This window comes from Oscillospiraceae bacterium (assembly GCA_025757985.1).
In the GTDB taxonomy this organism is placed as follows: domain Bacteria; phylum Bacillota; class Clostridia; order Oscillospirales; family Ruminococcaceae; genus Gemmiger.
In genome coordinates, this window is record CP107210.1 from 29,480 (window position 1) to 55,308 (window position 25,829).

Here is a 25,829-nt window from a genome sequence, read left to right on the forward strand (position 1 = left end):
TCCTCGATGACCCGCGGAAACTTCCGCCGCCGCAAAGCTCCTGCGGGCGAGCAATGCTCGCCCCTACAAAGCATATCATCTACGATCCGAGAGGTTTTCACTATGACCCAATCCCAACAACTGCGCAAGCTGGCAGCGCAGTCGGCCACGGCGTTTCTGGTGGCTGCGCTCTGCGCATTCCCGCTTTATATCGATAAATTCTCCAATCTCGGCGTTGTCAAGTTCACCGCCGTCTGTACCCTGTGCTGGGCGTTCGCCCTCTGGCTGGGGGCGCTGCGGGCAGTCGGTGCGGTGCCGCAGCCCGGCCGTTTGCCGTGGCGGCAGGATCCGGCGCTTTGGGCGCTGGGGGCTGTCACAATCAGCGGCGTGGTGTCCACGGCACTGTCGCTCTCGCCTGAGGCATCCTTCTGGGGGCTGGGCGGCTACTACGGCGGCTGCATGATGGTGCTGTTCACGGCGGCGGGGTATCTGGCGGTGCGCGCCTTTGCACCGCAGAGCCTTCTGAACGGCCTGACCTTCGGCATCGGCGTGACCACGGCCATCGTCACAGTGCTGTATGTGCTGAACATATTCAATATCGACCTCATCGGTACCTATGCCGATACGGCAGTGGTGGAGCGCGCGCAGTTCTTTTCGACACTGGGGCAGAAAAATTTCTGCTCCGGCTTTATGGCGTTTGCGCTGCCGCTGGTATTCTACGCCTTTTTGGTGGCGCGCGGCGTGCGGCACACGATCCTGTACGGTATTCCGGCCTTCTTCGGCGGTCTGGCGCTCGCGGTGGTCGATGCCGAGGGCCTTGCGCTGGGCATCGGCGCAGCGGTGCTGGTGCTGCTTTGCCAGAGGATGTTCACCACCCGCACGCTGCGGCGGCTGGCGGTCATCGGCGGGTTCTTCTTCTTCCACGCGGGGTGGATGCAGTACATGCGCACCCATGTCTACACGCAGGGCGGCAAGCCGATGCTGGCGGCGCTGGGCCATGTGGGGCAGATCGGCTTCCTAGTCTGTCTGGTGCTGTGGGCGGTGCTTCGGTTCGCACTGCGCGGGCGGGAGGTGCCGCTGTACAGGCTGGGACGCTGCGTGGCGGCGGCAGTCGTGGCCACGGCGGCGGTGCTGTTTCTGCTGGCAAACCTCTGGCCCGGCTTTCCAAGCCTCGGCCGGCTGGATGAGGTGCTGATCGTCAACGATGATTGGGGCACCTACCGCGGCACGGCCTGGCGGATCACGGCGGCAAGCTGGCTGGAGCAGCCGCTCTGGCGCAAGCTGCTCGGGGTTGGCCCCGGCATGATGCACACGGCGGTGGCAAACTGGGCCGGGGCGGACATCACCGACCGGATGAAAACCTTTTATGCTGCGCACAATGAGTATCTCGAGCTGCTGCTGACCACCGGTGTTGTGGGGCTGGCAGCGTGGCTGTGGTTTGTGGCGGCGCACCTGCGCAGGGCGGCGCAGAACTGGCTGCGCCCCGGCGTGGCCCCGGTCACGCTGGCGCTCGTCAGCTATCTGGCCCACGCGGTCATCTCGATCCGCGTTTCGATGATCTTCCCCGAGATCATGCTGCTGTTCGCGCTTTTGCAGGTGTTCTGCCTGCCGCCGGAGGAGGCTGCTGCGCAGGAAAAACCGGCAAGGCACGCCAAAAAGCAGAAGGCTGCCGCCCCGGCGGAGCAGCCCGGACTGGTGCGGCAGTGGCTGCCGCCGATTGCGGCGGGCATTGCAATGATGGCGGTCTGCGGCGCAGCCTCGCGGGTGATCTTTGGTTTTTTGTTTTGAGGAAAAGCCTCCCTTGTCAAAGGGAGGTGCCGAGCATAGCGAGGCGGAGGGATTCCGACGCGCCTTGCCTTGTACGCTGTTACATCCGCACGCGGGCAGGAATCCCTCCGGCCGCCTACGGCGTCCACCTCCCTTTGACAAGGGAGGCTTTTTTATTTGCTCCACCATGCCTATCCGCCGCCTGCTATGCTGCCCGGCTACAGAAAATGCCAAAAAACAAAAGGTTAGGAAAAACTAACATCTTGAAAAACACAATTCGACCCTTTATAATAAAGATAGCTGTGAAAAGCCTAACAATATGCAAAGGAGAGAAAATTATGATCGAATACTCCGCACAGGTCAACGCTATGTGCCCGATCACAAAAGGACCCAAGCACGGTCCCGCGCCCATCCCCGAAGAGGGCCAGTGGGTCAAGGCGTATAAAATTGAGGATATCAGCGGCTACACCCATGGTGTGGGCTGGTGTGCTCCCCAGCAGGGTACCTGCAAGCTGAGCCTGAACATCAAGAACGGCATCATCGAGGAGGCCCTCGTTGAGACCATCGGCTGCTCCGGCATGACCCACTCCGCCGCTATGGCTGGTGAGATCCTGCCCGGCAAGACCATTCTGGAGGCTCTGAACACCGACCTCGTCTGCGATGCCATCAATGTCGCCATGCGTGAGCTGTTCCTGCAGATCGTCTACGGCCGCAGCCAGACCGCTTTCTCTGAGAACGGCCTGCCTGTCGGCGCTGGTCTGGATGACCTGGGCAAGGGCCTGCGTTCCATGACCGGTACCATTTTCTCCACCAAGGCCAAGGGCGTCCGCTATCTGGAGCTGACCGAGGGCTACATCCTCAAGACCGCTCTGGACAAGGACAATCAGGTCATCGGCTATCAGTTCGTCCGTCTGGGCAAGATGATGGAGGACATCCGTCACGGCAAGGACCCGAAGGAAGCCTACGAGAAGAACATCGGCACCTACGGCCGCTTCTCTGCCGAGCAGGGCGCTGTCAAGTACATCGACCCGCGTGAAGAATAAGAGAGGGAGGAACATAGATTATGGCAACTTTTGAATCCCAGAATCGCCGTATGCCCAAGATCGAGGCTTGCCTCAAGGCCAACGGTCTCGAGAGCCTCGACGCCTGCAACGAGATGCTGCTGGCCAAGGGCATCGACTGCGATAAGATCATCCGCGGCATTCAGCCCATCTGCTTCGACAACGCTGTCTGGGCATACACCCTCGGCACCGCCATCGCCGTCAAGCGCGGCCTGAAGAGCGCTGCTGACTGCGCCGCCGCCATCGGCGAGGGCCTCGAGGCCTTCACCATCCCCGGCTCTGTCGCTGAGCAGCGCAAGGTCGGTCTGGGCCACGGCAACCTCGGCGCCATGCTGCTGCATGAGGATACCCATTGCTTCGCCTTCCTCGCCGGCCACGAGTCCTTTGCCGCCGCTGAGGGCGCTATCGGCATTGCCCGTACCGCCAACAAGGTCCGCAAGGAGCCCCTGCGCGTCATCCTGAACGGCCTGGGCAAGGACGCTGCCCAGATCATCAGCCGCATCAACGGCTTCACCTATGTCAAGACCGACTACGACTTCGCCACCGGCGAGCTGAAGGTCGTCGAGACCATTCCTTACTCCGATGGCGAGCGCGCTGCTGTCAAGTGCTACGGCGCCAACGACGTTCTGGAGGGTGTCGCCATCATGAAGGCCGAGGGTGTTGAGGTTTCCATCACCGGTAACTCCACCAACCCCACCCGCTTCCAGCATCTGGTTGCCGGCACCTACAAGAAGTGGGCCATCGAGAACGGCAAGAAGTACTTCTCCGTCGCTTCCGGCGGCGGCACGGGCCGTACCCTGCACCCCGACAACGTCGCTGCAGGCCCCGCCTCCTATGGTCTGACCGACTCCATGGGCCGTATGCACGGTGATGCCCAGTTCGCTGGCTCCTCCTCCGTCCCGGCTCACGTTGAGATGATGGGTCTGATCGGCGCCGGCAACAACCCCATGGTCGGCATGACTGTCGCCTGTGCTGTTGCTGCTTCTCAGGCTAACGCTTGATTTGAACTGAACCATTAGGCTTTTCGCCGCCCGCTCCGCAATGGAGCGGGCGGTTTTTGTGTTTGAAAGGCTTCCCCCCTTGGGGGGAAGCCTTTTTTGCGCTTTTCTCTTGCTTTACGCCGCCCTATGTCATATAATAAAATCGAGTATATGTAAATTTTTACTTGGGAGAAATCACCAATGCCCAAAATTGACATCGACAACTACATAGAGCAGAGCGGTATGCGCAAGGCGCGCTTCGGCGGGTATGAGCCGGACGATGTGCGTCAGGCAATGCGGGAGCTTTGTGCCGAGTATGAGCAGCACCTCGCCGCGGCGGCCGCCGAGCTGCGCACCGTCCGGCAGGAGAATGACGCCCTGCGCCGCCATGCCCAGACCCTTGTGATGCAGAACCAGAACCTTTCGGCCCAAAATGCAACGCTGGCCGGGCAGGTGGACAAGCTGCAGAGCTACCGCACCAATCTGGAAACGCAGTATTCCACCGCAAAGGAGCGCAACCACTCGCTGACGAACCAGCTGGATGTGCTGCGCCTGAAAAACAGCGACCTTGTGCGGGAAAACAAGGAGCTGACCGAGCAGTGTGAGGAGGCAAACTCTGCGCTGCGGGTCAAGGGCCGCGCCCATGATCAGGCCCGCCAGCAGGTCATTGCGGACCGCGATAAGGTCATTGCCGAGGCCGAGGGCGATGCCGCGCGCATCCGCCAGCAGGCCCGGGACGATGCCGACAAGATCCTCAAGGATACGAACCTCAAGGCTGAGGCCATCGACCAGCTGGCGCGCGAGCAGGCCATTGCGCAGGCGCGCAAGATGGTCCAGTCCGCCACCGATGAAACACGGGAGATCCAGAACGCCCACCGGCTGCGGCTGCAGGACCTCAAGAGCCGCATCACCGAGATGGAAAAGACCCGCGGCGAGATGATGGACTACCTTGCAAAAATGATCGAGGAGCTGCAGAAAACGCAGGACTACGCCAGCCAGAGTGCGCCGCTCGTCCCCCATACGGAGGATCTGGCCGAGGCCGATGCCGAGCCGAAGCTCGATCTTTCGGCCAACAAGGTCGATGCGGCAGCCTCGGCGCTGCGCGGCAGCGAGCCGGAGCCGCAGCCCGCGCCCGCAGACCCGGATACGAACCGCGTGGTAGCCCCCGGCTTTGACGATGCCGAGCCGAGGACGAACACCGTTATCACGCCGTCACCGGATTATTTTGATACCGACCCCAAGGAACAGCCCGGCGACCCGCATGAGGAGGTCGAGATCCCCGGTGCGATCTTCTCCTACCCGATCCTGCGCCAGCAGGGGGAACCGATTCTGGACGAGGAAACCCCGCCCCAGCCGGTGCCCCACAAGCCGGTAATGCCCAGCTTTACGCTGGCGGATGAGGAGGAACCGGACGACGCGCTGCCCGCGCCCGCTGCGGCACCGGGCAAGCCGCAGTCCAAGCGCCGCCGCAAGGCTGTGATGGCCCTGCGCGCGCTGAACAGAAAGATCGGTGTATAAGACCTTGCCGCACGATTCCCGCCGGGGCGGCGGGGCCGCAAGAGGAGCAGGAGGCAACCATGAGACCGCATAAGCTCGGCATCTGCGCAGCGCTGGCACTGATGCTGGCATTGCTCTGCGCGTTCGGCGCGGCGGCGGACACCACCGTTGGCATGACCGGTGCCGGGACCTTCCGGATGGAGCAGGCCTATGTCAATGTGCCAGAGCTGGATGTCTATTTCTATGCGCTGGACGGGGACGGCAACCCCTATTCCTCAATCAAGGTGCAGGCGGCCGGCCCTGAACTGACACTGGGGGACCGCAGGCTGGAGGTGCGCTCTGTCGCAGTGGCCAGCGACCCGATCTGCTATATCCTTGCGCTGGACAACAGCGCCGACCTGCCCGCCGCGGACTTTAACACGATGCTGGGCGGCGTGCGCAAGCTGGTCAACGCAATGGACGCGGACGACCAGCTTATGCTCTACACAACGGCCGGTACGGCCGAGTGTGTGCTGCCCGCGACCTCCGACAAAGCGCTGATGTACAAGGCGCTGGGTGCCGTGCAGCAGGCCGAGGGCCGCATGGATAGTGCCCAGCTGGTGTCGGCGGTCTACACCGACATACAAAGTGATTTTCAGGCGCTGGCCCCGCGCAAGGCTGCGATGATCGTGACCGATGCCGGGCAGGTGCTGACGAATATGGCGCTGGTCGGCACGCTGGCCAGCGATTTCGGGGACCAGATCGGCATGGCCGCCTATGTCTATTTAATGACAGAAAAGCCGCAGCTTTTTGAGACGCTGCAGCAGGCGTCCGGCGGCAGGCTGGTTCTCTGTGAGGCGGCCGGGCTGGGGGATGAGCTGAAGGCAAAGCATGCCTATTTTGCCACGGCGCTTGAGATACGCACCGAGGTCCCCGAAAGCCTGTACGGCGAGCGGCTGGAGACGCTGACGCTCGCCATGCCGCAGCTGGGCAGCGCTATCCGCAGCGCCCAGACGGTCTACATGGGCCACAAGCTGGCCAAGCCTCAGGTCACCGGGGTGGAAACGCTGCGCCGCGACCAGCTGCGGCTGACCTTCAACCAGCCGATCAACGAGAATGCCGACAAGACCCAGCTGTATGAGATACGCTCCAAGGATATATGGAACTGGCGTGTCGGCGTCCATTCGGTCAAAATCGGGGAGGACGGCCGCACGGCGGTGCTGCAGATCGACCCGCTGTATAAGGGCGAATATACCGTCGCGCTGAACCGGGTATCCAGCCGGATGAGCGCCGCCAATGTCAGCAGCAGCCGCAATACGACCGCCTTCCGGGTGGTCGTCTGGCCGCGGGACAGGGAGTTCTATTTTGCGCGGTTCCGGGTGCCGCTTGTGCTTGGTGCGCTGCTGCTGCTGACGCTCTGCGGCAGCTGGTGGGCGGTGCGCCGCCGCGACCGTGCTGCCGAGCAGGAGGCGGAGGCCGAGCATCTGCTGGCCGGGGCCGGGGCACCGGATGCCCTGCCGCGCCGCTGGGTCACGCTGTTCTGGAGCCAGCGCTCCTCCATTGCCGAGAGCCGCTGGGCCGGCATGGTCGAGAGTAGCCTCATCATCGGCAGCGATGCCGCCCAATGCGATTTTTGTCTGCCGGATCGCAAGCTTTGCCCGCAGCACTGCGCCCTCTCGGTGCAGGGAGATTCGCTGCTGGTGCAGCCCCTGACGGACCGTGCCCGGGTCTATGTCAACGGTGAGCGCATAGACGGCGAGCATCGGCTGCAGAATAACGATACGCTGCGCATCGGAAAGACGACGCTGCGGCTGGTTTTGTAGGGACGGATGCAAGCATCGACCCCTGCGATTTTCCGCGCAGCTGCGCACCGCCCCAAAGGAGTTATGTAGTATGAAGCTATCCAAATGTGCAAACGGCCACTTTTATGACAGCGACAAATACCCTGAGTGCCCCTACTGCAACACGGATCTGCTGAAGGATCACGCCATCGTCCATGAGGGCGAGGCCGAGCCGCCGGCTGCCGCTGCGCAGGCGGCCGCCCCGGCGGGGCCGGTGACAGGCTGGCTTGTGGTGCTGGACGGGCCCGCACGGGGCCGCGACCTGCGCCTTGGCATCGGCCGCAGCTTTCTCGGGCTGGATGACGCCGGTGCGCCGATCACCCTGAGTGCTGATGCCCCCCTGAGTGCCCGGCAGGCCGTGGTCGTCTACGATGCCGAGAAAAACAGCTTTGTGCTGCTGCCCGGCTCCTCGCAGGAGCTTTGCTACCTCGGGGAGGAGGCGGTCCTTGCACCCAGCCCGCTGACCGGCGGCGAAACGCTCCGCCTCGGCGGTGCGGCGCTTACCTTTGTGCCGCTCTGCGGCGGCGCATTCCACTGGTAAGGGGGCAACGCCATGACAAGTGAGATCGTCATTTTGATCACCGAGCTGCGCAACAAGCAGCGCATTACGCTGCCCGCCGGCGCCTACCGGTTCGGCCGCAGTGCGCAGTGTGAGTATGTGCTGCGCCGCAACAGTGTCGGCGACCATCAGTTTACCGTCTCCTATGAAAAGGATGGCTGGGTCGTGACGGACGGCGCCAGCGACTACCGCACATGGTACAACAACCGCTATCTTGAGCCGGGGGAGACCAGCGTGCTGCAGGCGGGGGATGTCATCGGGCTGAACACCGATGGCAACTCCGACACGCAGGAGATTACCTTCCGCGTGGAGGAGATCACCAATGTGCAGGGTGACGGCGCGGCCCCGATAAAAGAACAGACCACCGAGGCCGTCCTGCGCGAGGTGGATATACGCCGCAAAAAGCGGGTGCTGATCGGCCGCGGGGACGACTGCGACATCAAGCTCGTCAGCGACCGCGTCTCCCGCCATCACTGCGAGGTCTTGTACAAGGACGGCCACTATGAGCTGCACGACCTCGGCTCCACCAACGGCACCTATCTGGACGGGGTGCGGGTCAGCCGTGCCGTGCTGCGTAATGGGGCGGTCATCAACGTGCCTGCGCAGGTTTTTGCCTTTACAGGCGGGATGCTGCACTACCACGCCCACCAGAGCGGCATCAGTATCCAGCTTGTAAATGTGTACAAAACGGTAAAAAACGCCAACACCGGCAAGCCGCTGAACATTGTGGACGGCACAAGCTTTCAGGTTGAGCCGAACAGCTTTGTGGTGCTGGTCGGCGGCTCCGGCACCGGCAAGTCGAGCCTTTTGACCTGCATCACCGGCACAGCCCCCTGCACGGCGGGCAGCGTCCGGTTTGACGGGCTGGACACAGGCTCCAACCGCAACGCCTTTGAGGCGGCGCTGGGCTATGTGCCGCAGAAGGACATCATGCACGACAGCCTGACCGTGGAGCAAAGCCTGACCTACACGGCCAAGCTGCGCATCGCCCACGATGCTACCCGGGCCGAGATCGCCGCCGCCGTGGCCCACGCCATCGAGGCGGTGGACCTGCAGGGACGGGAAAAAACCTACATATCCAAGCTGTCCGGCGGGCAGAAGAAGCGCGTTTCCATTGCGATGGAGCTGCTGGCCAACCCGCGGCTGCTGATTCTGGACGAGCCGACAAGCGGACTTTCCCCTGATTTGGACCGCAGCATGATGGAGCTTTGCCGCCGCCTGAGCCACCAGAACTGCACGGTGCTGATGGTCACCCACAACATGTCCAACATCAACCTCTGTGATAAGATCGCTTTTCTGGGCGTGGGCGGCGTGCTGTGCTACTACGGTGCGCCCGAGCAGCTGAACGATTACTTTGATGTGGAGATGACCAGCGATATTTTTGAAAAGCTGCGGGACGCCGAGCAGGTCGAGCTTTACCGCAGAAAATACTTTACGACCCCCGAGTTTAACCGCCTGCTGGCGGCCTGCCCGGAGGCGGCGCAGGAGGCGGACAAGCGATGCAGCCAGTAAAAATCTTGAAATTCCTGCGCCAGCTTGGCGTGCTGGTGCAGCGCAACCTGCAGCTGATCTGGAACGACAAGCTGCTGCTCGCCAGTCTGGCGCTGCAATCGCCGTTTATGGTGCTGGTCATCAAGCTGACAGCCGACCCTAACTGCTTTACCTCCAACCTTGTCAACATCGGCAGCCGCACGGCGCTTTTTATTCTGGCGGCGATGGCAACCTTTATGGGCACGCTCAACTCCTACCGTGAGATCTGTAAGGAGCGCGAGATCATCCTGCGCGAGGCCTCGGTCGGGGTCAGCCTGCCGGCGGTCGTGCTGAGCAAGGCAGTGGTCCTTTTCCTGATCGAGATCCTGCAGTCGGTCATTCTGGCGATGGGTTTTGTGGCCATCGTCCATGTGCCGCAGAACCATCTGCTGCTGGAGACCGACATCGAGATCTTCGTCACGTTGCTGCTGACGATGTTCTCCTCAAGCTGCGTGGGACTGTTGATCTCGGCGCTTTTCAGCAATGGCGAAAGCGCGATTCTGGCGGTGCTGGTGCTGATGATCGGTCAGGTCGTATTCAGCAATGTCATGTTCACCTTGACCGGCGCAGCGGCAACGATCTCCACCGTCATTGTCTGCCGCTGGGGTATGGGCGCACTGGGCGCCTCCACCGATTTGAACAGCCGCATGGCGTGGCTGCAGGCCGGGCTGGACGGCCCCATGTATGACGCTACGGTCGAGAACCTGACCCACTCCTGGCAGATGCTGGGGTTGATCTCACTGGTCAGCCTTGTGGCGGCGTGGCTGGTGCTGCAAATTGCGTTTGATAAGAAAAAGGCGTAAAAGCCAAAAGGCTTCCCCTGCGGGGGAAACTGTCACCGCAGGTGACTGATGAGGGGCGGCTTTGCGGCAGTAACCCTTTAACGGGTAATAGAGGCCGCGCTGCCCCTCATCCGGCCTCGGTCGGAGCCTCGGCCACCTTCCCCCACGGGGGAAGGCATTCACGCATAAAACAAGCCCCGGACTTTTAACGGTCCGGGGCGACTTTGTTGAAAAGCTTACGCCTTTTTGATTTTCTCCTTGGCATTGGCGGCCAGCTCGCGCAGGCGCACCATGGCGGCGCGGGTGGTGGCCAGCGTCTCGCCGTATTTCAGGCTCTTCATGCCGGGGAAGGCGCGCAGCAGGCGGCGCGCACCGATGTGGTCATGCTCGGCAGCGGCCAGCTTGTCGCGCAGGTCGCTGACACGGGCCGTGACCTCGGCGCGCAGCTCTGCAGCGTTCTCGCGGCCCTCCAGCTTTGCCAGCGCCAGCTGCAGCTTCTGCTCATCCAGCACGGCATCGGCGGTCATGGCACCGGTGCCCAGCACGGTGGTCAGCTTGTCGCTGGTCACGCGCAGACGGGCGCGCAGTTCGTCAATTTCGCGCAGGTACTTGTTCAGGCCGATGGCGGCGGCGGTCGAGACCCCGACATCCACCGCAAAGATAAGAAGCAGCACAATGTCAAGGATCAGCATGACCTTGAACGGCATCGGATTGGAGCCGCGGGCCAGCAGGGGATGAAAGACCTTGATCATCAGCACACTGCCCAGCCCCCACAGCAGGGAGAACTGCGGGCAGATATAGCCGCCCAGATTGAATTTCATGTTGGAGTAATCCCACCAGCGGATGTGGTAGATCTTGAACAGCGCCCAGCCGCCGACCAGCTCAATGGCGGTGGTCAGCGCCATGCCGATGAAAAAGACGGCCACGGCGCTCAGGCTGCCGCTGTCCGGCAGCGGGATCAGGTTGACACTGTAGACCAGCCCCACCATGCCGAAGCCGTAGATCGGGCAGATCGGTCCGCAGAGAAAGCCGCGGTTGACGAGTGCATGGGTCTTGACGGCGGCGTAGACGACCTCAACGCCCCATCCGATGAACCCGTACAGGAAGAACCAGTACACCGTCTTGACGGCGAGCTCAGTCAGATTCATCTTCTGCCTCCTGCTGCTTGGCCAGCGCCTTGGGCTCGACCCAGGTCACGCTGCTGTCGGGGCCCTTGCGGGCAATCAGCGCCTTGATGGGGATGCCCTGCTCGCTGAACATGCCCTCATGCTCGGTGCGCAGGTTCCAGTCCGGCTCATCCTTGTGCAGGTCAAAGGTCTGCCATGTGATCTCAAACCCGGCGGCGGGGAAGTAGGCCAGACTGTCCCGGAACAGGTCATCGTCATCGGTCTTGAACCAGATCTCGGCACCCTCGTCCATCAGGCGGCGATACTGCAAAAGCTGGCGCGGGTGGGTCAGTCGGTGCTTGTTGCTGCCGGCATTCTTGCTCCACGGGTTGCAGAAATTGATGTAGATGCGCGAAACGCGGTCCTCCGGCGTGAAGGCGTTGCCCAGCCGCTCAATGTCCAGACTGGCGATCTTTACATTGTCGGCGGGCAGGCCGCGCTCAGCGTAGGCGGCCTCGACCTTGCGCTTGGCGAGGATCAGCACCTTGTCGGTGATGTCGATGCCCAGATAGTTGATGTCGGGGTGGGCCGGTGCGATCTGGGCGAGAAAGCCGCCCTTGCCGCAGCCCAGCTCAAGGTGCCACGGCTGGTCGGGCCGGGCGTACAGCTCATGCCAGTGGCCGCCGTGGGCCAGCGGCTCGTGAACATGGAAATCGCAGGCCAGCAGCTCCGGCCGGGCATAGGGTTTAAAACGCATACGCATGGTAGGTGTCTCCTTATATGATAGTAGAGTAAAGGCTTCCCCCTCCGGGGGAAGCTGTCACCGAAGGTGACTGATGAGGGGCGGCTTTGCGGCAGGAACCCTTTAACGAGTAATAGAGGCCGTGTTGCCCCTCAGGGGAAGGCTTTCAACAAAAATGCCTTGACTTGTTCAAAACTGCCGTCCGCAAGGCTGCCCTGACAGAAGGCGGGCTTGCCGCCGCCGCGGCCTTGAAATGCCGTATTCAGCGCCCTGCAGGTCTCGCGCAGATCACCGCCCGGGGCGGCAGCCAAAGCGTAGGCAAGGCCCTGCCCGCCGGGGGCCAGTGTGCAGCAGGGGGCGCCGGTCTTGGCGGCGATGCTCATCGCCACGCGGCGCAGCCCGTCACCGTCTGCGCCGTCCACCCACAGCACCGCCGGTGCGCCGGGTATGGCTGCGGCGGCGTAGGCATCGGCCAAGGTGTTCTGCAGGGCGGCCAGCCGGGCCTTGAGCGCGCTCTCACCCGCCTGCAGGCGCGCAAGCGCCGGGGTCAGTGTACCGACCGGGGCGGAGAGCAGCCGGCCGGCAGCCTCGGCGTCCGCCCAGCAGGCTGCTGCAGCGTCATAGGCACGCTGCCCGCAGGCCACGGCCAGCCGCATGCCGGTCTTGTAGTGGGCGTAAGAGATGATCTTGATCAGCCCGACCTCACCGGTGCGGGCAAGGTGGGTGCCGCAGCAGGCGCAGCGGTCGCCGCCTGCCTCAACCAGCCGCACAGGACCCTCCAGCGCCTTTTTGCTGCGGTAGTCGGTGCAGGCCAGCGCCTCGGGGTCGGGCACCCAGCAGCGCACCGGCGTGTCGGCCCGCACGGCGGCGTTGGCCTCGGCCTCCGCCTCGGCCAGCTGCGCAGTGGTCAGCGGGATGCTGGTGTCCATCCGCACATAGGGGCTGCCGATGTGGAAGCCGACATTCTCGGCCCCGAAAAGCCGGTGCAGCGTGCCGCTCAGGATATGCTCGCCGGTGTGCTGCTGCATCGCGTCCAGCCGGGCCGCCCAGTTCAGGCAGCCGGTCACCTCGGTGCCCTCGGGCAGCGGGGCATCGGTCGTGTGGGTCACGGTCTCGCCGTCTGTGGATACCGCCAGTACCCGGGCACCGCCCAGCGTGCCGGTGTCGCAGGGCTGGCCGCCGCCTTCGGGGAAAAAGGCCGTGCGGTCCAGCACAACGGCAAAGCCGCCCGGGGCGGGGCTGCATTGCAGCACCCGGGCGGTAAAGCTTTGGACATAAGAATCTGTTTCGTATATTTTTTGTGTCACGAACCGGAGTTCCTTTCAAATTTTTGGGATTTTTCTTATTATAACATAAAACAGGTGTAGAAAAAAACTGCCTTATCCTATATAATAAAGGATAGACTGAATTTTTACAACCACTTATGAGGAAAACCATTCGATGCGTATTATGAAATCTGCGGCGCTGGTGCTTCCGGCGCTGCTGCTGGCGGGCTGCTCGCTGGCTGATGTAAAAACGGCCGTGCTGCCGGTTGAAAATACCGCAACGATCGAGACGGCACCCACCGCCGCCCCCCAGACGCTGACGGTGTATGCCTCGGACGCACTGGCCCCGGCGGCCCGTGCCTATGCCGAGGCGCAGGGCGTGACGCTGACGATGACTGCGGATGCCGCCGCAGCGGATCTGCTGCTGACTGACCATGCTCCCGGCGGCAGCCTGCTGGATGTCACAAGCGACACGCTGCTGGCGGCGGCCGCCGCCCGGGCGGACATTACCGGGAATGCCAGCACCCTGCCGCTTGGACGCAGCCTGTACGGCTACTGGGCCAACGGCGCGGTGCTGAACGCGCTGCTGGGTGACGGCGCTCTCACAGCGCTGCAGGGCGCAGACTGGGAGGAGTGGAGCGACTTTGTGGAGACGCTCTCCGCATGGCTGGACGAGCCGAAGGCCGCAACCGTCACGCTGAGCGGCAGCGACTACACCCTGCCCGAGGCACGCCCCGACGGCGTGACGGCTACCGGCGTCTTTGCGGCCCCGGCGGACCGGGCGTCCGGCTACACGGCCGCGCTGCTGGCTGCTGATGGCAGCCGCACGGCAGACGCGCTGACAGGCCCGCTCAACGGCGTCTACAGCGCCGTCACGCTGGAGTGGGACCACATGGCCGACAGCGCCGAAAATGCAGTGTTCCGCCGCGCCAAGCTGACCGACCTGCTGGCGGACTGCGGCAGTGAAGGCTGCAGCGGACTGGTGCTGATACCCTTCAAATGCAACTTTGAGGACAGCGACCTGACGACCGAGGAGTATAATCTGGACGGACTGCTGGATTACCCGGTGCTGGCCGATGCGGGCTGCCTTGCCCTGAACGCCGACACCGATGCCGCCGGGCTGAAGGCGGCCAAGAGTGCCGCGCTGTGGCTCTACTCCAACGGTGCGGGCGAGGATGCCCTGACCGAGACGCTTGGCGTTGTCACGCCGTGGAACACGGCTGCTGATTCGACCGCAGTGCTGGCCATGCAGATCGAGCAGGTCGGTACCGGCATTCTGCCCGGTGCCGTGCTTGACACGGCCACCGCCGAGGCCCTGACCGCCAACGAGCTGAGCCTGCAGGGCAGCGAAAAGCACACCAAAGCCGAGCGCACCGCCTTTGTGGATGGTGCATTGGCTGCGCTGGGGGCGGAGTGATCCCAAGCCTTCCCCCGAGGGACAGACTCCCCCGGTACGGGGGAGGTGGCGCGTAGCGCCAGAAGGGGAGCAGGTGGCCCCGCAGGGCCGGATGAGGGGCAACTTTCCCACAACATCCCGCTTACGGGCGGCCACGGTAACTCGCCCCTCATCAGTCCGCGGGCGGGACCGCGGACAGCTTCCCCCCCGAGTGTGAAGCCATCGCAACGCAAACCGCACACAACGCCGAAAGGCGATACATACAGAGAAGAGGAAAAACACTATGGAATTTAAACGCTGCAGTGGTATTCTGATGCCGATCTCCAGCCTGCCCGGCGGGTACGGCATCGGCAGCCTGGGCAAGCCCGCCCGCAATTTTGTGGATTTTCTGGCCGGGGCCGGTCAGACGATCTGGCAGATTTTGCCCGTAGGTCCCACCGGCTTTGCGGACAGCCCCTACCAGAGCTGTTCCGCCTTTGCAGGCAACCCCTATTTCATTGATCTGGACCTGCTGGCTGCCGATGGTCTGCTGACCCAAAAGGACTACGCGAACATCAAATGGGGCAGCGATGCCGCCAAGGTCGATTACAGCACCCTCTACGAGAAACGGTTCGCCGTGCTGCGCAAGGCATACGCGAACTTCCTGAAAAAGCGCCCCGTGCCCGGCTTTGAGACCCCGTACCCCAATGACTGGTACCGCTTCCAGTTCCTGAGCAGCGATTGGCTGCCCGACTACTGCCTCTACATGGCCATCAAGGAGGCCAACGGCATGGTGGACTGGCAGCAGTGGCCCCGCGCCCTGCGCGTCCGCGAGCCGGAGGCACTGGCGGCTTTCCGCGCCGAGCACGCCGAGGAGCTTGAATTCTGGGCGTTTGTTCAGTATGAATTTGACCGCCAGTGGCGCGCCCTGCACGCCTATGCCAAGGAGAAGGACATCGCCATCATGGGGGATATCCCCATCTATGTCTCGGCGGACTCCGCCGATGCATGGGCGGGCCGCGAGCTGTTTGAGACCGATGCCGAGGGCCGCCCCCGCCGCGTAGCAGGCTGCCCGCCGGATTATTTTGCCGAGGACGGCCAGCTGTGGGGCAACCCGCTCTACGACTGGGAGTATCACCGCAGGACCGGCTATGCGTGGTGGATCAGCCGCGTGCGCCATGCACTGTCCATCTATGACATCCTGCGCATTGACCACTTCCGCGGCTTTGACACCTACTGGGCGATCCCGGCAGGGGAGACCACGGCCCGCAACGGCCGCTGGGAACAGGGCCCCCGCATGGAGCTGTTCCGCGCGCTGCACAACGCTCTGGGCAGCCTGCCCATCGTGGCCGAGGATCTGGGCGAGATGTTTGACTCGGTCCGTGAGCTGCTTGCGGAGAGCGGCTTCCCCGGCATGAAGGTGCTGCAGTTCGCCTTTACCGGCGAGGACAGCGTGGACCTGCCCCACAACTACCCGCGCAACTGTGTGGCCTACCCCGGCACCCATGACAACAACACGCTGGCCGGCTGGTTTGCCGGGGAGCTGACCGCCGCCCAGCGCAAGCAGGCAACCGATTACTTTGCCCTGACCGGGCGGGAGGGCAATGTGCGCGGCCTGCTGCGCGGTGTGCTGGCCAGCGCGGCGGCGCTCGCCATCATTCCGCTGGCGGACTGGCTGGAGGAGCCTGCCGCCAGCCGGATGAACACACCCGGCAAGGCCCGCGACAACTGGCAGTGGCGCGCCGATGCAAAGAAGCTGACCCCCGCGCTGGCCGGTGAGATCCGCGAGCTGTCGGAGCGGTATTTCCGTACTGCGCGATAATTTGTTGACTTCGTAGGATATTTTTCCGTTTTAGCTTGCAATCTTTGTGCAACGCAAGCCTTGGAAAAAGGGCCGCAGTGTGGTAAAATTGTCTATGTATTATACAAAGGCTAAGATGCGCTGTGCCGGCAACCGGCAGAAGGAAACGATATGAAACAGGACTACACCATTGCCGAGCTGCAGGCGGAGATCGCCGCGCTGCAGCAGCTATTTGACTGTGTTACACTGGCAGACCCCTGCAGAGGGCTGCTGGACCCGGCAACCCTGCAGCCACTGGACAAGGTGGCAGCGGTGCCTGCGCTGGACGCCAACGGCCGCGGTATGCGGATCATCAAGGCGGCGTCCGGGCTTGAAACCGTGCTGGCCCAGGGCATCCGCGTGGAGGGCACGCCCTGCGTGCTGATGATGCAGATGCCGCTACCCCGCGTCCTCAAGGCGGACGGCGATGAGGACGCCTTTACCCGCGCCCTGAGCCAGATGCAGGAGGATCTGCGCCGCGACCATGTGACCGGTGTCTACAACGCGGTCTACCTGAATGAGGAGTTCCGCCCCCACGCCGAGCGCGCTGCCATGGACGGCCAGCCTGTGGGCGTTGTGATGCTCCGCGTCAATGAGTATTGGCAGCTGCGTGAGCATGAGAGCAGCACGGCAGCCGACTGCTGCCTGAATATGGCCGCCGGCATCCTGCAGCTGGCGGTTGGCCCTGACCGTGAAAAGGCCGCACTGGCCCGCCTGAACGATGGCTTCTTTGCCGTGGTCACGCTGGGTACGCCCGCCGCCAAGATGGCAAAGGTCGTGCGCGAGGCGATGAACGACTCCCGCCGGGAGTTCAACATCTCGCTCTCCCGCCGCGGCAGCTTCACCGTGGCGATCGCCTCGGCCGAGTGGGGCGAGACCGCCTCTTGGGATATGATGCTCTCCCTCGCACAGCAGCGCCTGTGACTGAATAAAACAACCCCCTTGTGTACATACTGGCATTGACCGCCAAATGTACACAAGGGGGATTTTGTTATGCAGAGTGATAATGAAAAGATGCTGCAGGAAATCGTGCAGAACACCGAGATGGGCAAGAACACGCTGGATGAGCTGATGGGCCTGACCCATGACCAGAAGCTGAAGGACGAGATGCTGCGCCAAAAGCGGGAGTACCGCCGTCTCAATCAGGCTGCCCACACAGCGCTGGACGCCATTGGTGCCGAGGCGCACGGCCAGAGCGCCGCCGCAAGGATGAGCGTCAGCATGGGAATCCGCACCCGGACGATGCTGGACAAATCCACCCGCAATCTGGCCACAATGCTGGCCGAGGGCAGCGGGCAGGGCGTGCTGGACTGCAAGCGCGCCGAGAAGGACTACCCCACCGCCAGCCCCGGGGCCATGCAGCTCTGCCATGAGCTGGGCCACTTCCAAAGCGAGGCCGAGCAGACCTGGCGCGGCTTCGTGTGAAAATGGCTTCCCTCTGGGGGCTGCGCCCGCAGGCGCGTGTCGGAGCGCAACCGCCGAAGGCGGCTCTTGGCGCGGAGACTGAAGGTGGCCGTAGGCCGGATGAGGGGCGGGCCTGCCGTTACAACCCGTTTATGGGCAATAATGGCAAACCCGCCCCTCATCAGTCTGCTTCGCAGACAGCTTCCCCCTCGGGGGAAGCCTTTTTACTTACAATTTCAGATCCCCTTCCTTGATCCAGCCCTTTTTGCGCAGGAGCTCACAGAAAAGGACGCTCAGGACGGCGGGCAGGATAAAGCAGACGAGCGCCAGCCCGGCCCAGTCAAAGGCCGTGATGACCCGGCCGCTCTCGACCCAGCCGGTATAGACGCCGATCTGGCCGACCAGACCGCAGGTGCCCATGCCGCTCGACACGGCGGGGCCGTTCATCTCAAGATGGAACAGGCAGGTGGCAACAGGCCCGGTGATGGCGGCTGCCAGCGTCGGCGGGACCCATGTGCGGGGATTGCGCAGGATGTTGGGCATCTGCAGCATGCTGGTGCCAAGCCCCTGACTGACCAGCCCGCCGATGCCGTTCTCCCGGTAGCTCATAACGGCAAAGCCGACCATCTGGGCGCAGCAGCCCGCCACGGCGGCGCCGCCGGCCAGCCCGGTCAGCCCCAGTGCTGCGCAGATGGCTGCGCTCGAGATGGGCAGCGTCAGTGCCATGCCGACGAGGACAGAAACGAGAATGCCCATCAGCAGGGGCTGCAGCTCGGTAGCCCACATGATCAGGCTGCCCACGGCGGACGCCGCTGCGCCGATGGCCGGGGCGCACAGCGCGCTGAGCCCTACGCCAACCAAGATCGTGACCGCAGGGGTGACCAGAATATCGACCTTGGTCTCCTTGCTTACCAGCTTGCCGACCTCGGCCGCCACAATGGCAATCAAGTAGACGGCCAGCGGGCCGCCTGCACCGCCCAGCTCATTGGCGGCACCGCCCACGGCAATCAGGCTGAACAGAACAAGCTGCGGTGCATGGAGCGCATAGCCGATGGAGGCAGCCATGGCCGGGCCTGCCACGGCAGCCGCATAGCCGCCCGCAGTGACAAGAAAAGCAAGCCCGGTCTGCTGGCCCAATGTCTTGATGATCGTGCCGATGAGCAGGCTGGCAAACAGGCCCTGTGCCATGGCGCCCATGGCGTCAATGCCGTAGCGATGCGCCGAGATGATGACATCCTTGCGCTTGAAAAACGAACGAAGCTCTTCCATTTGTACTCTCCTCTTTCCGATAATAATGAAATTTTAGCATTTTGCGTTGGGGAATACAACCGCTTTCCCCCAAATGTGCCGAATTGCACAGATTTGTTGAAAAAGCAAGCCGAATGCGGTACAATTAAATAAAATGTGGCAGGGGAGTCCGGCGGCCCGCTGCCTTACATACTGCCGGGACGGAGGTTCATTGTGGCCAATAAGAAAAAGAAAAAACACCCCGCACCCGCTGCGCAGCCCGCAGAAAAGTGTGTTCCGGCGGATTGCCCCGTGCAGCCGCCCCGCACCGCGAAGCTGATGGGTGCGCTCTGCTACCTGAATGTGCTGATCCTGATCCCTGCCTGCAGCCGGTGGCGGCACGATGATTTCGTGAAGTTTCATCTAAATCAGGGCCTTGTGCTGCTTGCGCTTGCCACCGTCTGCGCCTGTGTTGGGTTTCTGCCGCACGGCAGCGAGATGGGCCTGACCCTGACGCTGCTGGTGGACGCGCTCTCTCTGGTAGGGCTGGTGCAGACCCTGCGCGGCCTCAAAGCCCCGCTGCCGGGCGTGCGCAATATCACGAAGGGATTCCATCCGTTTGACTGAATAAGGAGATGTTTGCTATGTCTAAAGCTGTTATCTTTTTTGCCCCCGGGCTGGAGGAATGCGAGGGCCTGCTCTGCGTGGATATTCTGCGCCGCGCCGGTGTGGAGGTCACGATCGCCGCAGTGGGCGGGCAAAAGATTGTCACAAGCGCCCGCGGCATCCATGTGGTGGCCGATGCGCTGGTTGAGGAACTGGACTATGCGGCCTTTGATGCCTGCATCCTGCCCGGCGGTATCCCCGGCGTGCCGAATCTCAAGGCCGATGCTACGGTCAAAAGGGTCTGTCAGGACTTTGCCGCGGGCGGCAAGCTGGTTGCGGCTATCTGTGCAGCGCCTACGGCATTGGCGGCCTTCGGTGTGCTGAGCGGTAAAAAGGCAACGGTCTACCCCGGCATGGACGCTGACCTGACCGCCGCCGGGGCCAGCTACACAGGTCTGCCTATCACGATTGACGGAAATATTGTCACCGGTGAGGCACTGGGGGCAGCCATTCCCTTCGCGCTGGCGCTGGCCCGTATGCTGGCCGGTGCAGACGCCGCCAACAAGGTCAAGAGTGCCATCGTATACCAGTAAGACGGACAATAAAAACAGCCCCGGCCGGCAGGTCGGGGCTGTTGGTTTTATTATGGGTCATTTCCGTCCGCGCTGCAGCTCGATCCAAGCAAGGTCGCCGCGCTCAAGGCCGTGGATCAGTACCTCGGCTGTGGCAATGTTGGTGGCAACGGGGATCGTGTGCATGTCACACAGGCGCAGCAGCATCACATCATTCGGCTCGCCGGGCTTGGCGCTGACCGGATCGCGGAAAAAGAGCAGCATGTCGATCTCACCGCAGCCGATCATTGCAGCAATCTGCTCGGCACCGCCGCGCCCGCCCGGATACAGGCAGCGCACCGGCAGCCCGGTGGCATCGTGGACGATCTTGCCGGTCACACCGGTGGCAACCAGTTCGTTCTCCGACAAAATGCGCAGATAGGCTGTGCAGAACTGCGCCATCAACTCCTTGCGGGAATCGTGGGCAATTATTGCGATTCTCATAGCTGAACTCTCCCTCCGTACAGCCGTACTGCGACTGCACACAAACGTATACTATATAATAATACATGTGTACAAAAAATGCAAGTGCCGGACGGACAAAAATGCCCATAAAAACGGCGCTATGTCAAAAACCTTGGCAGAATGGCCAAACTCGGCTGTGAAATTTTGGTGAAACAGCGCGCGGCAGTTGTGCTATAATGGAAAAAACGGACAGACACTGTATGTGATTCTGTCTAAAAGGAGGATCTACCATGAGGAAATCAGCCCAGACCGTCATCCGCCCGGATGCCTACTATACGATTGCAGCAGCCAACGGCCGCGTGCTGGAAGTGGCCGATTTCAACACTGAGAACGGTGCCTCGGTCCGTCTGTGGAGCTATGAGGGCCAGCCTTGGCAGCAGTGGAGCTTTGAGGAATCGGCCGAGGGCGAGTACCGCATCAAAAACCGCTTTACCGGAAAGGTCATGGATCTGGCTATGTCCGGCGTCAGCAACGGCACTTGGGTACACCAGTGGAGCCGCACGGCCGGTGCCGGTCAGCGCTGGCAGATCGTTGACGCGGGCGGCGGCAAGGTCAAGCTGCGCAATGTGCTCGCGGATAAAGTCATCGACCTTGTAGGTATGCGCGTTGACAACGGCACGCAGGCCCAGATCTGGCAGGATGTATTCGGTGAGAACCAGCTTTGGAGGCTCGATCCTGTGCCCGAGCGGCTGCTGAATAAGGAAACGCCTGCCCCCAAGCCCAAGGAGGAGCCGCGGCGCACGACCCGCACCCAGACCGAGAAGAAAACCTCCGGCAAGGCGGCCCGGCGGACGAGTAAGAACAAGTAAGAAAAGCCTTCCCCTGCGGGGGAAGCTTTTTTTGTGGGTTGCAGGCAGCGCAAAATGTTGTTATAATAGTAAAAAACCGAAAGGCAGTATGACCATGCAGTTTACCGAACTTACCAATGTTTCGCCCGAGATCATCCGCGCTACGCAGGCGATGGGCTTTACCGATATGACCGAAATTCAGGAGAAGGCCATCCCGCTGATGCTGGGCGGGCATGATATGATCGCCAAGGCGCCCACAGGCACCGGCAAAACGGTGGCGTTCGGTATCCCCATCCTGTCCAAGGTGGACCCTGCCAGCCTCAAGCCGCAGGCAGTCGTCCTGAGCCCCACGCGTGAGCTGGCCCAGCAGATCGCGCAGGATCTGCAAAATCTGGCGCAGTTCCTGCCGGAGATCAAGATCGTCTGCGTCTACGGCGGCGCAGGCATGGATAAGCAGCAGCGCCAGCTCAAGCAGGGGTGCCAGATCGTTGTGGCTACGCCGGGCCGCCTGATGGACCATTACCGGCACCATGCCATTGATGTGTCGCAGGTCCGGACCGTCGTGCTGGACGAGGCTGATGAGATGCTGAACATGGGCTTCTACAAGGATGTGAAGTACATCATCGACCTGATGAAGCACCGCGAGAGCCTGTCGATGTTCTCGGCCACGATCAGCCGCGAGGTGCTGGACATCGGCTGGCTGTACCAGCACAATGCCGCCGAGGTCAGTGTCCGCCCCGTTGAGGATTCCAGCCCGAAGATCGCCCAGTATAAGCTGCTGACCACCGGCCGTGACAAGCTGGCGGATGCCGCGCAGATCATCATCTCCGAGGGCTACAAGCGGGTCATGATCTTCTGCAACACCAAGTATAACACCGGTATGCTGGCCAACCAGCTGGCGCGCCTGAACTTTAATGTGGACTGCCTGCACGGCGACCTGTCGCAGGCGGAGCGCAACCGGATCATGACCCGGTTCAAGGCCGGTGAGATCGATGTGCTGGTGGCCACCGATGTTGCAGCCCGCGGCATTGATGTCTCCGATGTGGACGCGGTCATCAACTACGATGTGCCCGAGGAAAACGAGCATTACACCCACCGCATCGGCCGCACCGGCCGCGCCCGCAAGCAGGGCGCAAGCTACCTGTTCTATACGAAGGAGGAGCAGAAGCGGGTCGAGCAGCTGCTGCGCCTGACCCGCAACACCGATGACTGCAAGAGCGTAAAGTTTGACTTCAACCACGAGCATCTGAAGGTGGAGGAAAAAGCAGCGGAGGATAAGTTCCAGATCAAGGCGTATTTTTGAGAAAGAAAAGCCGTAGGGGCCGGGCATGCCGGGCCCGCAACGTGAGAAGGATAGCCCCTTTATCTTTGGCACTGTAGAGAGGGGCCTTGCCCTTCCGCGGGACATCGAGGACGCCGCCCCCCACAACAAAAAAACACCTGCCTATTCCACACAGGCAGGTGCTTTTTTATAAGAATTTACAGACTCTCGATCATCCGTGCAACGATCTCGGTCGCGGTCTTGATGTACTCCGCAATGCTGAACTGCTTGACGACCAGAACCTCATAGCCGCTCTCGTCCGCGTTGTCGCTCATGGCGCGCAGGATGACGCAGGGGACATCGTTGCGTCCGGCAATCTGGCTGACCGCAGCGCCCTCCATCTCGACACAGTCGGGATGGCACTTTTCCTCGATGGCTCTTTTCGTCTCGGCATCGCCCACAAAGGTGTCGCCGGTGGCGATCTTGCCCGCAATGGCCTTCACACCGCAGGCCGCACAGGCGTCCAGTGCAGTCTGCACAAGAGCGGGGTCCCCGTGGTATTCGGTCTGGAACGGTGCGCTTTGGGCAATCATGCTCAGTTCAGCATCGTGGTAAACGACCGTCTCGCCGATGCAGACATCGCCGATGCCGATCTTGCTGGTCATGTTGCCGGCAATGCCACTGAAAATCAGCCTGTCAATGCCGTATTTTGTGCAAAGCACCTGCACGGTGGAGGCGGCGTTGGCCTTGCCCATGCCCGCACAGCAGACAACGACCTGCTTGTCGTGCAGGGTGCCGCAGTGGTATTCCACCCCGGCGTATTGCTCCTTGGTTACACTTTCCAGCCGGGCACACAGCTGATCCACTTCATCGGGCATAGCGCCCATAATGCCAATAATCATCTTGCATTCTCCTAAAAAACAGCGCTGTTCAGTCAATTATACATTAAAGAGGAACTCAATGACATCGCCGTCGTTCACAACATATTCCTTGCCCTCGGTGCGCTGCAGGCCCTTGGACTTGACGGCGGCATAGTTGAAATCGGCGTCCTCAAGGTCTTTGTAGGCAATGACCTGTGCGCGGATGAAGCCGCGTTCAAAATCGCTGTGGATCTTGCCGGCGGCCTGCGGGGCCTTGGTGCCGCGCTTGATGGTCCATGCACGGCACTCTTTTTTGCCGTCAGTCAAAAAGCTGATAAGACCCAGCAGCTCATAGCTTGCCTTGATGAGCTTGTCCAGACCGGTGGATTCAATGCCCATTTCCTGCAGGAACGCGATTTTTTCCTCCTGCGTGGAACCGGCAATGTCCTCCTCGGTCTTGGCGCAGATGGGGATAGCCTGCGCGTTTTCCTCCTTGGCGCGGGCGGCCACCAGCGGGAAGTAGGGATTTTCGTCCAGCCCGCCGAGCAGATCGTCCTCGCCCACATTGCAGGCGTAGATCACAGGCTTGGCGGAGAGCAGGCCCAGCTCCTTGCGGACGGCCTTCTGTGCATCGTCACCCTCGTCAAAGTCGAAGGAACGCGCCGGCTTGCCGCCCTCGAGCCAGGAGGCCAGTTCCGCCAGCCAGCCGGCCTCCGCCGCGGCAGCCTTGTTGCCGGTTTTGGCGGCCTTCTGCTGGCGGCCAAGGCGGTTGCTGACGACCTCCAGATCGGCCAGAATCAGCTCCAGATCAATGGCATCAATGTCGCGGATGGGGTCAACGCTCTCGGGCTTGTTGACGTCCTCCACAACATGGATGATGTTGTCATCGTCAAAGCAGCGCACCACATGGACGATGGCATCGCACTCGCGGATATGCCCCAGAAACTTGTTGCCGAGGCCCGCGCCCTGACTGGCGCCCTTGACAAGGCCTGCAATATCGACAAATTCAACAATGGCAGGGGTTTTCTTGTCGGTCTGCCAAATCTCGGCCAGCTTGTCCAGCCGTGCATCAGGCACCGGCACAATGCCGGAGTTCGGCTCAATGGTGCAGAAGGGGTAGTTGGCTGCCTGCGCATTCTGTGTGCTGGTCAGCGCATTGAACAAAGTCGATTTGCCCACATTGGGCAGACCCACGATACCTAATTTCATAGCGTTTTGTATCTCCCGTCATTGGATTTTGACATATAGACAAAGTATATCACACATCGTGCATCTTTTCAAGGCTGCCGATGGCTGGCGGGCATTAAAAAAGCCCCTTTCAACTGCCATACAGCAGCCAAAAGGAGCTTAAATCGTACTATAACATCTATCGTAGTTGAACTACGATTTTTCTCAACAATTGTCGTAGCAAAACTGAGTTTTGCGCGGCGCTGCGGTTAAGCGGCGCGGCCAACTGTTGATTGGATGCTCATTTTAGTGCGATACTTCGCAGAAATCTTTCGATTACAGCTCAGCGAAGTACTTAATGGTGCGGACCATCTGAGAGGTGTAGGAGTTCTCGTTGTCGTACCAAGAAACGACCTGAACCTGATAGGTGCCCCGTCAATTATTATCGCTGTATAGCTGTTTTTTCGTTCTTTTGGTGGCTGTATGCTTTCTTTTTTCGTAGCGAAATTTCACAACAATTGTCGTAGTTGGGAAACTTCTTTATTTCTTTATTTAGGTGTTGACCTTCGTAGCAGGATTCTTGCTTTTTCTACCCTCTTTCTATTGCTTTATTGCGGCTTTCCAGCCTGTTTTATATACTCCCTCTAACGCCGCTGCGCGGCGCTGAGAGGGGCTGTAACGGTTTATGCGGTGGTATGCTGACGAATCAGTTTATCAAGCGTAGGGCGCGAAATTTCAAGCGTTTTTGCAAGCTGTGCCTTGTTCAACTCGCGGTTCAAATAGCGCTGATACTGTGCGGCAAAATCGTCCGCTTTGACCTCTTTGCGGCCTTTGAACTTGCCTTGTGCTTTTGCAATAGCGATACCCTCGCGCTGGGCGTTGACCCGGAGACGGCCTCCAAGGACGCCTGCAAGGTCGAGCACGACCTGAGCGAGGAGACCTACAGCAAGATGATCGCCTTTGCGGAAAAGGCGGAAAAAGAGCTGTAATTTGCCGATTACGAAAAGGAACGCCCCGAAGGCATGACGCTTTCGGGGTGTTTGTAATTTTGGGAAATACATCGTAGGGGCGGGTTCCATATCCGCCCATGGGGCTTTACGGTTGCCGTAACGTTGGCCGGCGGAGCGGGGGGCACCC

The 25,829-nt window shown here is 61.5% G+C and carries 24 protein-coding genes; 17 read left to right on the plus strand and 7 right to left on the minus strand.

The annotated features are described in order from the left end of the window. Window positions 1-102: 102 nt before the first annotated feature. The 8 genes from OGM67_00155 to OGM67_00190 all read left to right on the plus strand — a co-directional run bounded on the left by OGM67_00155 (window position 103) and on the right by OGM67_00190 (window position 9,996). Window positions 103-1,767 carry an O-antigen ligase family protein gene (locus OGM67_00155; GenBank protein ID UYJ34800.1) on the plus strand — a complete coding sequence of 555 codons (1,665 nt, stop codon included), beginning with the start codon at window positions 103-105 and terminating at the stop codon, window positions 1,765-1,767. A 317-nt stretch (window positions 1,768-2,084) separates the two neighbouring features. After that, window positions 2,085-2,789, plus strand: coding sequence for a hypothetical protein (locus OGM67_00160; GenBank protein ID UYJ34801.1), 705 nt, complete (start codon window positions 2,085-2,087; stop codon window positions 2,787-2,789). 20 nt (window positions 2,790-2,809) lie between these two features. Next, complete coding sequence (locus OGM67_00165) at window positions 2,810-3,808, plus strand: GGGtGRT protein (GenBank protein UYJ34802.1); 999 nt, start codon at window positions 2,810-2,812, stop codon at window positions 3,806-3,808. 180 nt (window positions 3,809-3,988) lie between these two features. Then, window positions 3,989-5,305 carry a hypothetical protein gene (locus tag OGM67_00170; protein UYJ34803.1) on the plus strand — a complete coding sequence of 439 codons (1,317 nt, stop codon included), beginning with the start codon at window positions 3,989-3,991 and terminating at the stop codon, window positions 5,303-5,305. A gap of 59 nt (window positions 5,306-5,364) precedes the next feature. Then, window positions 5,365-7,086: an FHA domain-containing protein gene (locus OGM67_00175; GenBank protein ID UYJ34804.1), complete on the plus strand. Its 1,722-nt coding sequence runs from the start codon at window positions 5,365-5,367 to the stop codon at window positions 7,084-7,086. Window positions 7,087-7,156: 70 nt separating this feature from the next. Continuing rightward, a complete protein-coding gene (locus OGM67_00180; GenBank protein ID UYJ34805.1) occupies window positions 7,157-7,645 on the plus strand; it encodes a hypothetical protein in 489 nt (162 codons plus the stop codon). A 12-nt stretch (window positions 7,646-7,657) separates the two neighbouring features. Then, window positions 7,658-9,175 (plus strand): FHA domain-containing protein, encoded by a 1,518-nt coding sequence (locus OGM67_00185; protein UYJ34806.1) that lies wholly within the window; start codon window positions 7,658-7,660, stop codon window positions 9,173-9,175. Continuing rightward, window positions 9,163-9,996: an ABC transporter permease gene (locus OGM67_00190; protein ID UYJ34807.1), complete on the plus strand. Its 834-nt coding sequence runs from the start codon at window positions 9,163-9,165 to the stop codon at window positions 9,994-9,996. The genes OGM67_00185 and OGM67_00190 overlap by 13 nt, the downstream gene beginning before the upstream one ends. Before the next feature lie 215 nt (window positions 9,997-10,211). Here OGM67_00190 and OGM67_00195 read toward each other — a convergent pair whose 3' ends face one another. From OGM67_00195 to OGM67_00205, 3 genes are all read right to left on the minus strand, one after another. Next, a complete protein-coding gene (locus OGM67_00195) occupies window positions 10,212-11,123 on the minus strand; it encodes a hypothetical protein (protein ID UYJ34808.1) in 912 nt (303 codons plus the stop codon). Beyond that, the gene (trmB, locus tag OGM67_00200) at window positions 11,110-11,844 is read right to left on the minus strand and encodes a tRNA (guanosine(46)-N7)-methyltransferase TrmB (GenBank protein ID UYJ34809.1); all 735 of its coding nucleotides are present in this window, start codon (window positions 11,842-11,844) and stop codon (window positions 11,110-11,112) included. Before trmB ends, OGM67_00195 begins: the two co-directional genes overlap by 14 nt. Before the next feature lie 131 nt (window positions 11,845-11,975). Further along, on the minus strand, window positions 11,976-13,130 hold the full coding sequence (locus tag OGM67_00205; protein ID UYJ34810.1) for an alanyl-tRNA editing protein: 1,155 nt from the start codon (window positions 13,128-13,130) through the stop codon (window positions 11,976-11,978). Between the two features lie 133 nt (window positions 13,131-13,263). Here OGM67_00205 and OGM67_00210 point away from each other — a divergent pair, with 133 nt between their 5' ends. The 4 genes from OGM67_00210 (at window position 13,264) to OGM67_00225 (ending at window position 17,728) form a co-directional block, all read left to right on the plus strand. Beyond that, on the plus strand, window positions 13,264-14,505 hold the full coding sequence (locus OGM67_00210; protein UYJ34811.1) for a hypothetical protein: 1,242 nt from the start codon (window positions 13,264-13,266) through the stop codon (window positions 14,503-14,505). Between the two features lie 262 nt (window positions 14,506-14,767). Continuing rightward, window positions 14,768-16,285, plus strand: a complete 1,518-nt coding sequence (gene malQ / locus OGM67_00215) for a 4-alpha-glucanotransferase (protein ID UYJ34812.1) — start codon at window positions 14,768-14,770, stop codon at window positions 16,283-16,285. Between the two features lie 150 nt (window positions 16,286-16,435). Then, the gene (locus OGM67_00220) at window positions 16,436-17,227 is read left to right on the plus strand and encodes a diguanylate cyclase (protein ID UYJ34813.1); all 792 of its coding nucleotides are present in this window, start codon (window positions 16,436-16,438) and stop codon (window positions 17,225-17,227) included. Between the two features lie 69 nt (window positions 17,228-17,296). Further along, window positions 17,297-17,728, plus strand: coding sequence for a hypothetical protein (locus OGM67_00225; protein UYJ34814.1), 432 nt, complete (start codon window positions 17,297-17,299; stop codon window positions 17,726-17,728). Window positions 17,729-17,935: 207 nt separating this feature from the next. On the opposite strand, the gene OGM67_00230 is transcribed toward OGM67_00225, so the two are convergent. Continuing rightward, window positions 17,936-18,976 (minus strand): PTS sugar transporter subunit IIC, encoded by a 1,041-nt coding sequence (locus OGM67_00230; GenBank protein ID UYJ34815.1) that lies wholly within the window; start codon window positions 18,974-18,976, stop codon window positions 17,936-17,938. A gap of 192 nt (window positions 18,977-19,168) precedes the next feature. On the opposite strand from OGM67_00230, the gene OGM67_00235 reads away from it, so the two are divergent. Both OGM67_00235 and OGM67_00240 read left to right on the plus strand, forming a co-directional pair. After that, complete coding sequence (locus OGM67_00235; protein ID UYJ34816.1) at window positions 19,169-19,561, plus strand: hypothetical protein; 393 nt, start codon at window positions 19,169-19,171, stop codon at window positions 19,559-19,561. A gap of 17 nt (window positions 19,562-19,578) precedes the next feature. Continuing rightward, window positions 19,579-20,133 carry a DJ-1/PfpI family protein gene (locus tag OGM67_00240; protein UYJ34817.1) on the plus strand — a complete coding sequence of 185 codons (555 nt, stop codon included), beginning with the start codon at window positions 19,579-19,581 and terminating at the stop codon, window positions 20,131-20,133. Between the two features lie 57 nt (window positions 20,134-20,190). Here the strand turns inward: OGM67_00240 and OGM67_00245 are convergent, their stop codons facing one another. Then, entirely contained in the window at window positions 20,191-20,595 is a 405-nt protein-coding gene (locus tag OGM67_00245) for a methylglyoxal synthase (GenBank protein UYJ34818.1), read from the minus strand. Window positions 20,596-20,846: 251 nt separating this feature from the next. Here OGM67_00245 and OGM67_00250 point away from each other — a divergent pair, with 251 nt between their 5' ends. Both OGM67_00250 and OGM67_00255 read left to right on the plus strand, forming a co-directional pair. Beyond that, window positions 20,847-21,425, plus strand: coding sequence for an RICIN domain-containing protein (locus OGM67_00250; protein UYJ34819.1), 579 nt, complete (start codon window positions 20,847-20,849; stop codon window positions 21,423-21,425). Between the two features lie 88 nt (window positions 21,426-21,513). Then, window positions 21,514-22,707: a DEAD/DEAH box helicase gene (locus OGM67_00255; protein UYJ34820.1), complete on the plus strand. Its 1,194-nt coding sequence runs from the start codon at window positions 21,514-21,516 to the stop codon at window positions 22,705-22,707. A 176-nt stretch (window positions 22,708-22,883) separates the two neighbouring features. Here the strand turns inward: OGM67_00255 and OGM67_00260 are convergent, their stop codons facing one another. Both OGM67_00260 and ychF read right to left on the minus strand, forming a co-directional pair. Beyond that, window positions 22,884-23,567 (minus strand): 5'-methylthioadenosine/adenosylhomocysteine nucleosidase, encoded by a 684-nt coding sequence (locus OGM67_00260; protein ID UYJ34821.1) that lies wholly within the window; start codon window positions 23,565-23,567, stop codon window positions 22,884-22,886. A 36-nt stretch (window positions 23,568-23,603) separates the two neighbouring features. Further along, the gene (gene ychF / locus OGM67_00265) at window positions 23,604-24,734 is read right to left on the minus strand and encodes a redox-regulated ATPase YchF (GenBank protein ID UYJ34822.1); all 1,131 of its coding nucleotides are present in this window, start codon (window positions 24,732-24,734) and stop codon (window positions 23,604-23,606) included. A 653-nt stretch (window positions 24,735-25,387) separates the two neighbouring features. Between ychF and OGM67_00270 the strand changes: the two genes are divergently transcribed. Then, window positions 25,388-25,681 (plus strand): hypothetical protein, encoded by a 294-nt coding sequence (locus OGM67_00270; protein UYJ34823.1) that lies wholly within the window; start codon window positions 25,388-25,390, stop codon window positions 25,679-25,681. The last annotated feature ends 148 nt before the right edge of the window (window positions 25,682-25,829 follow it).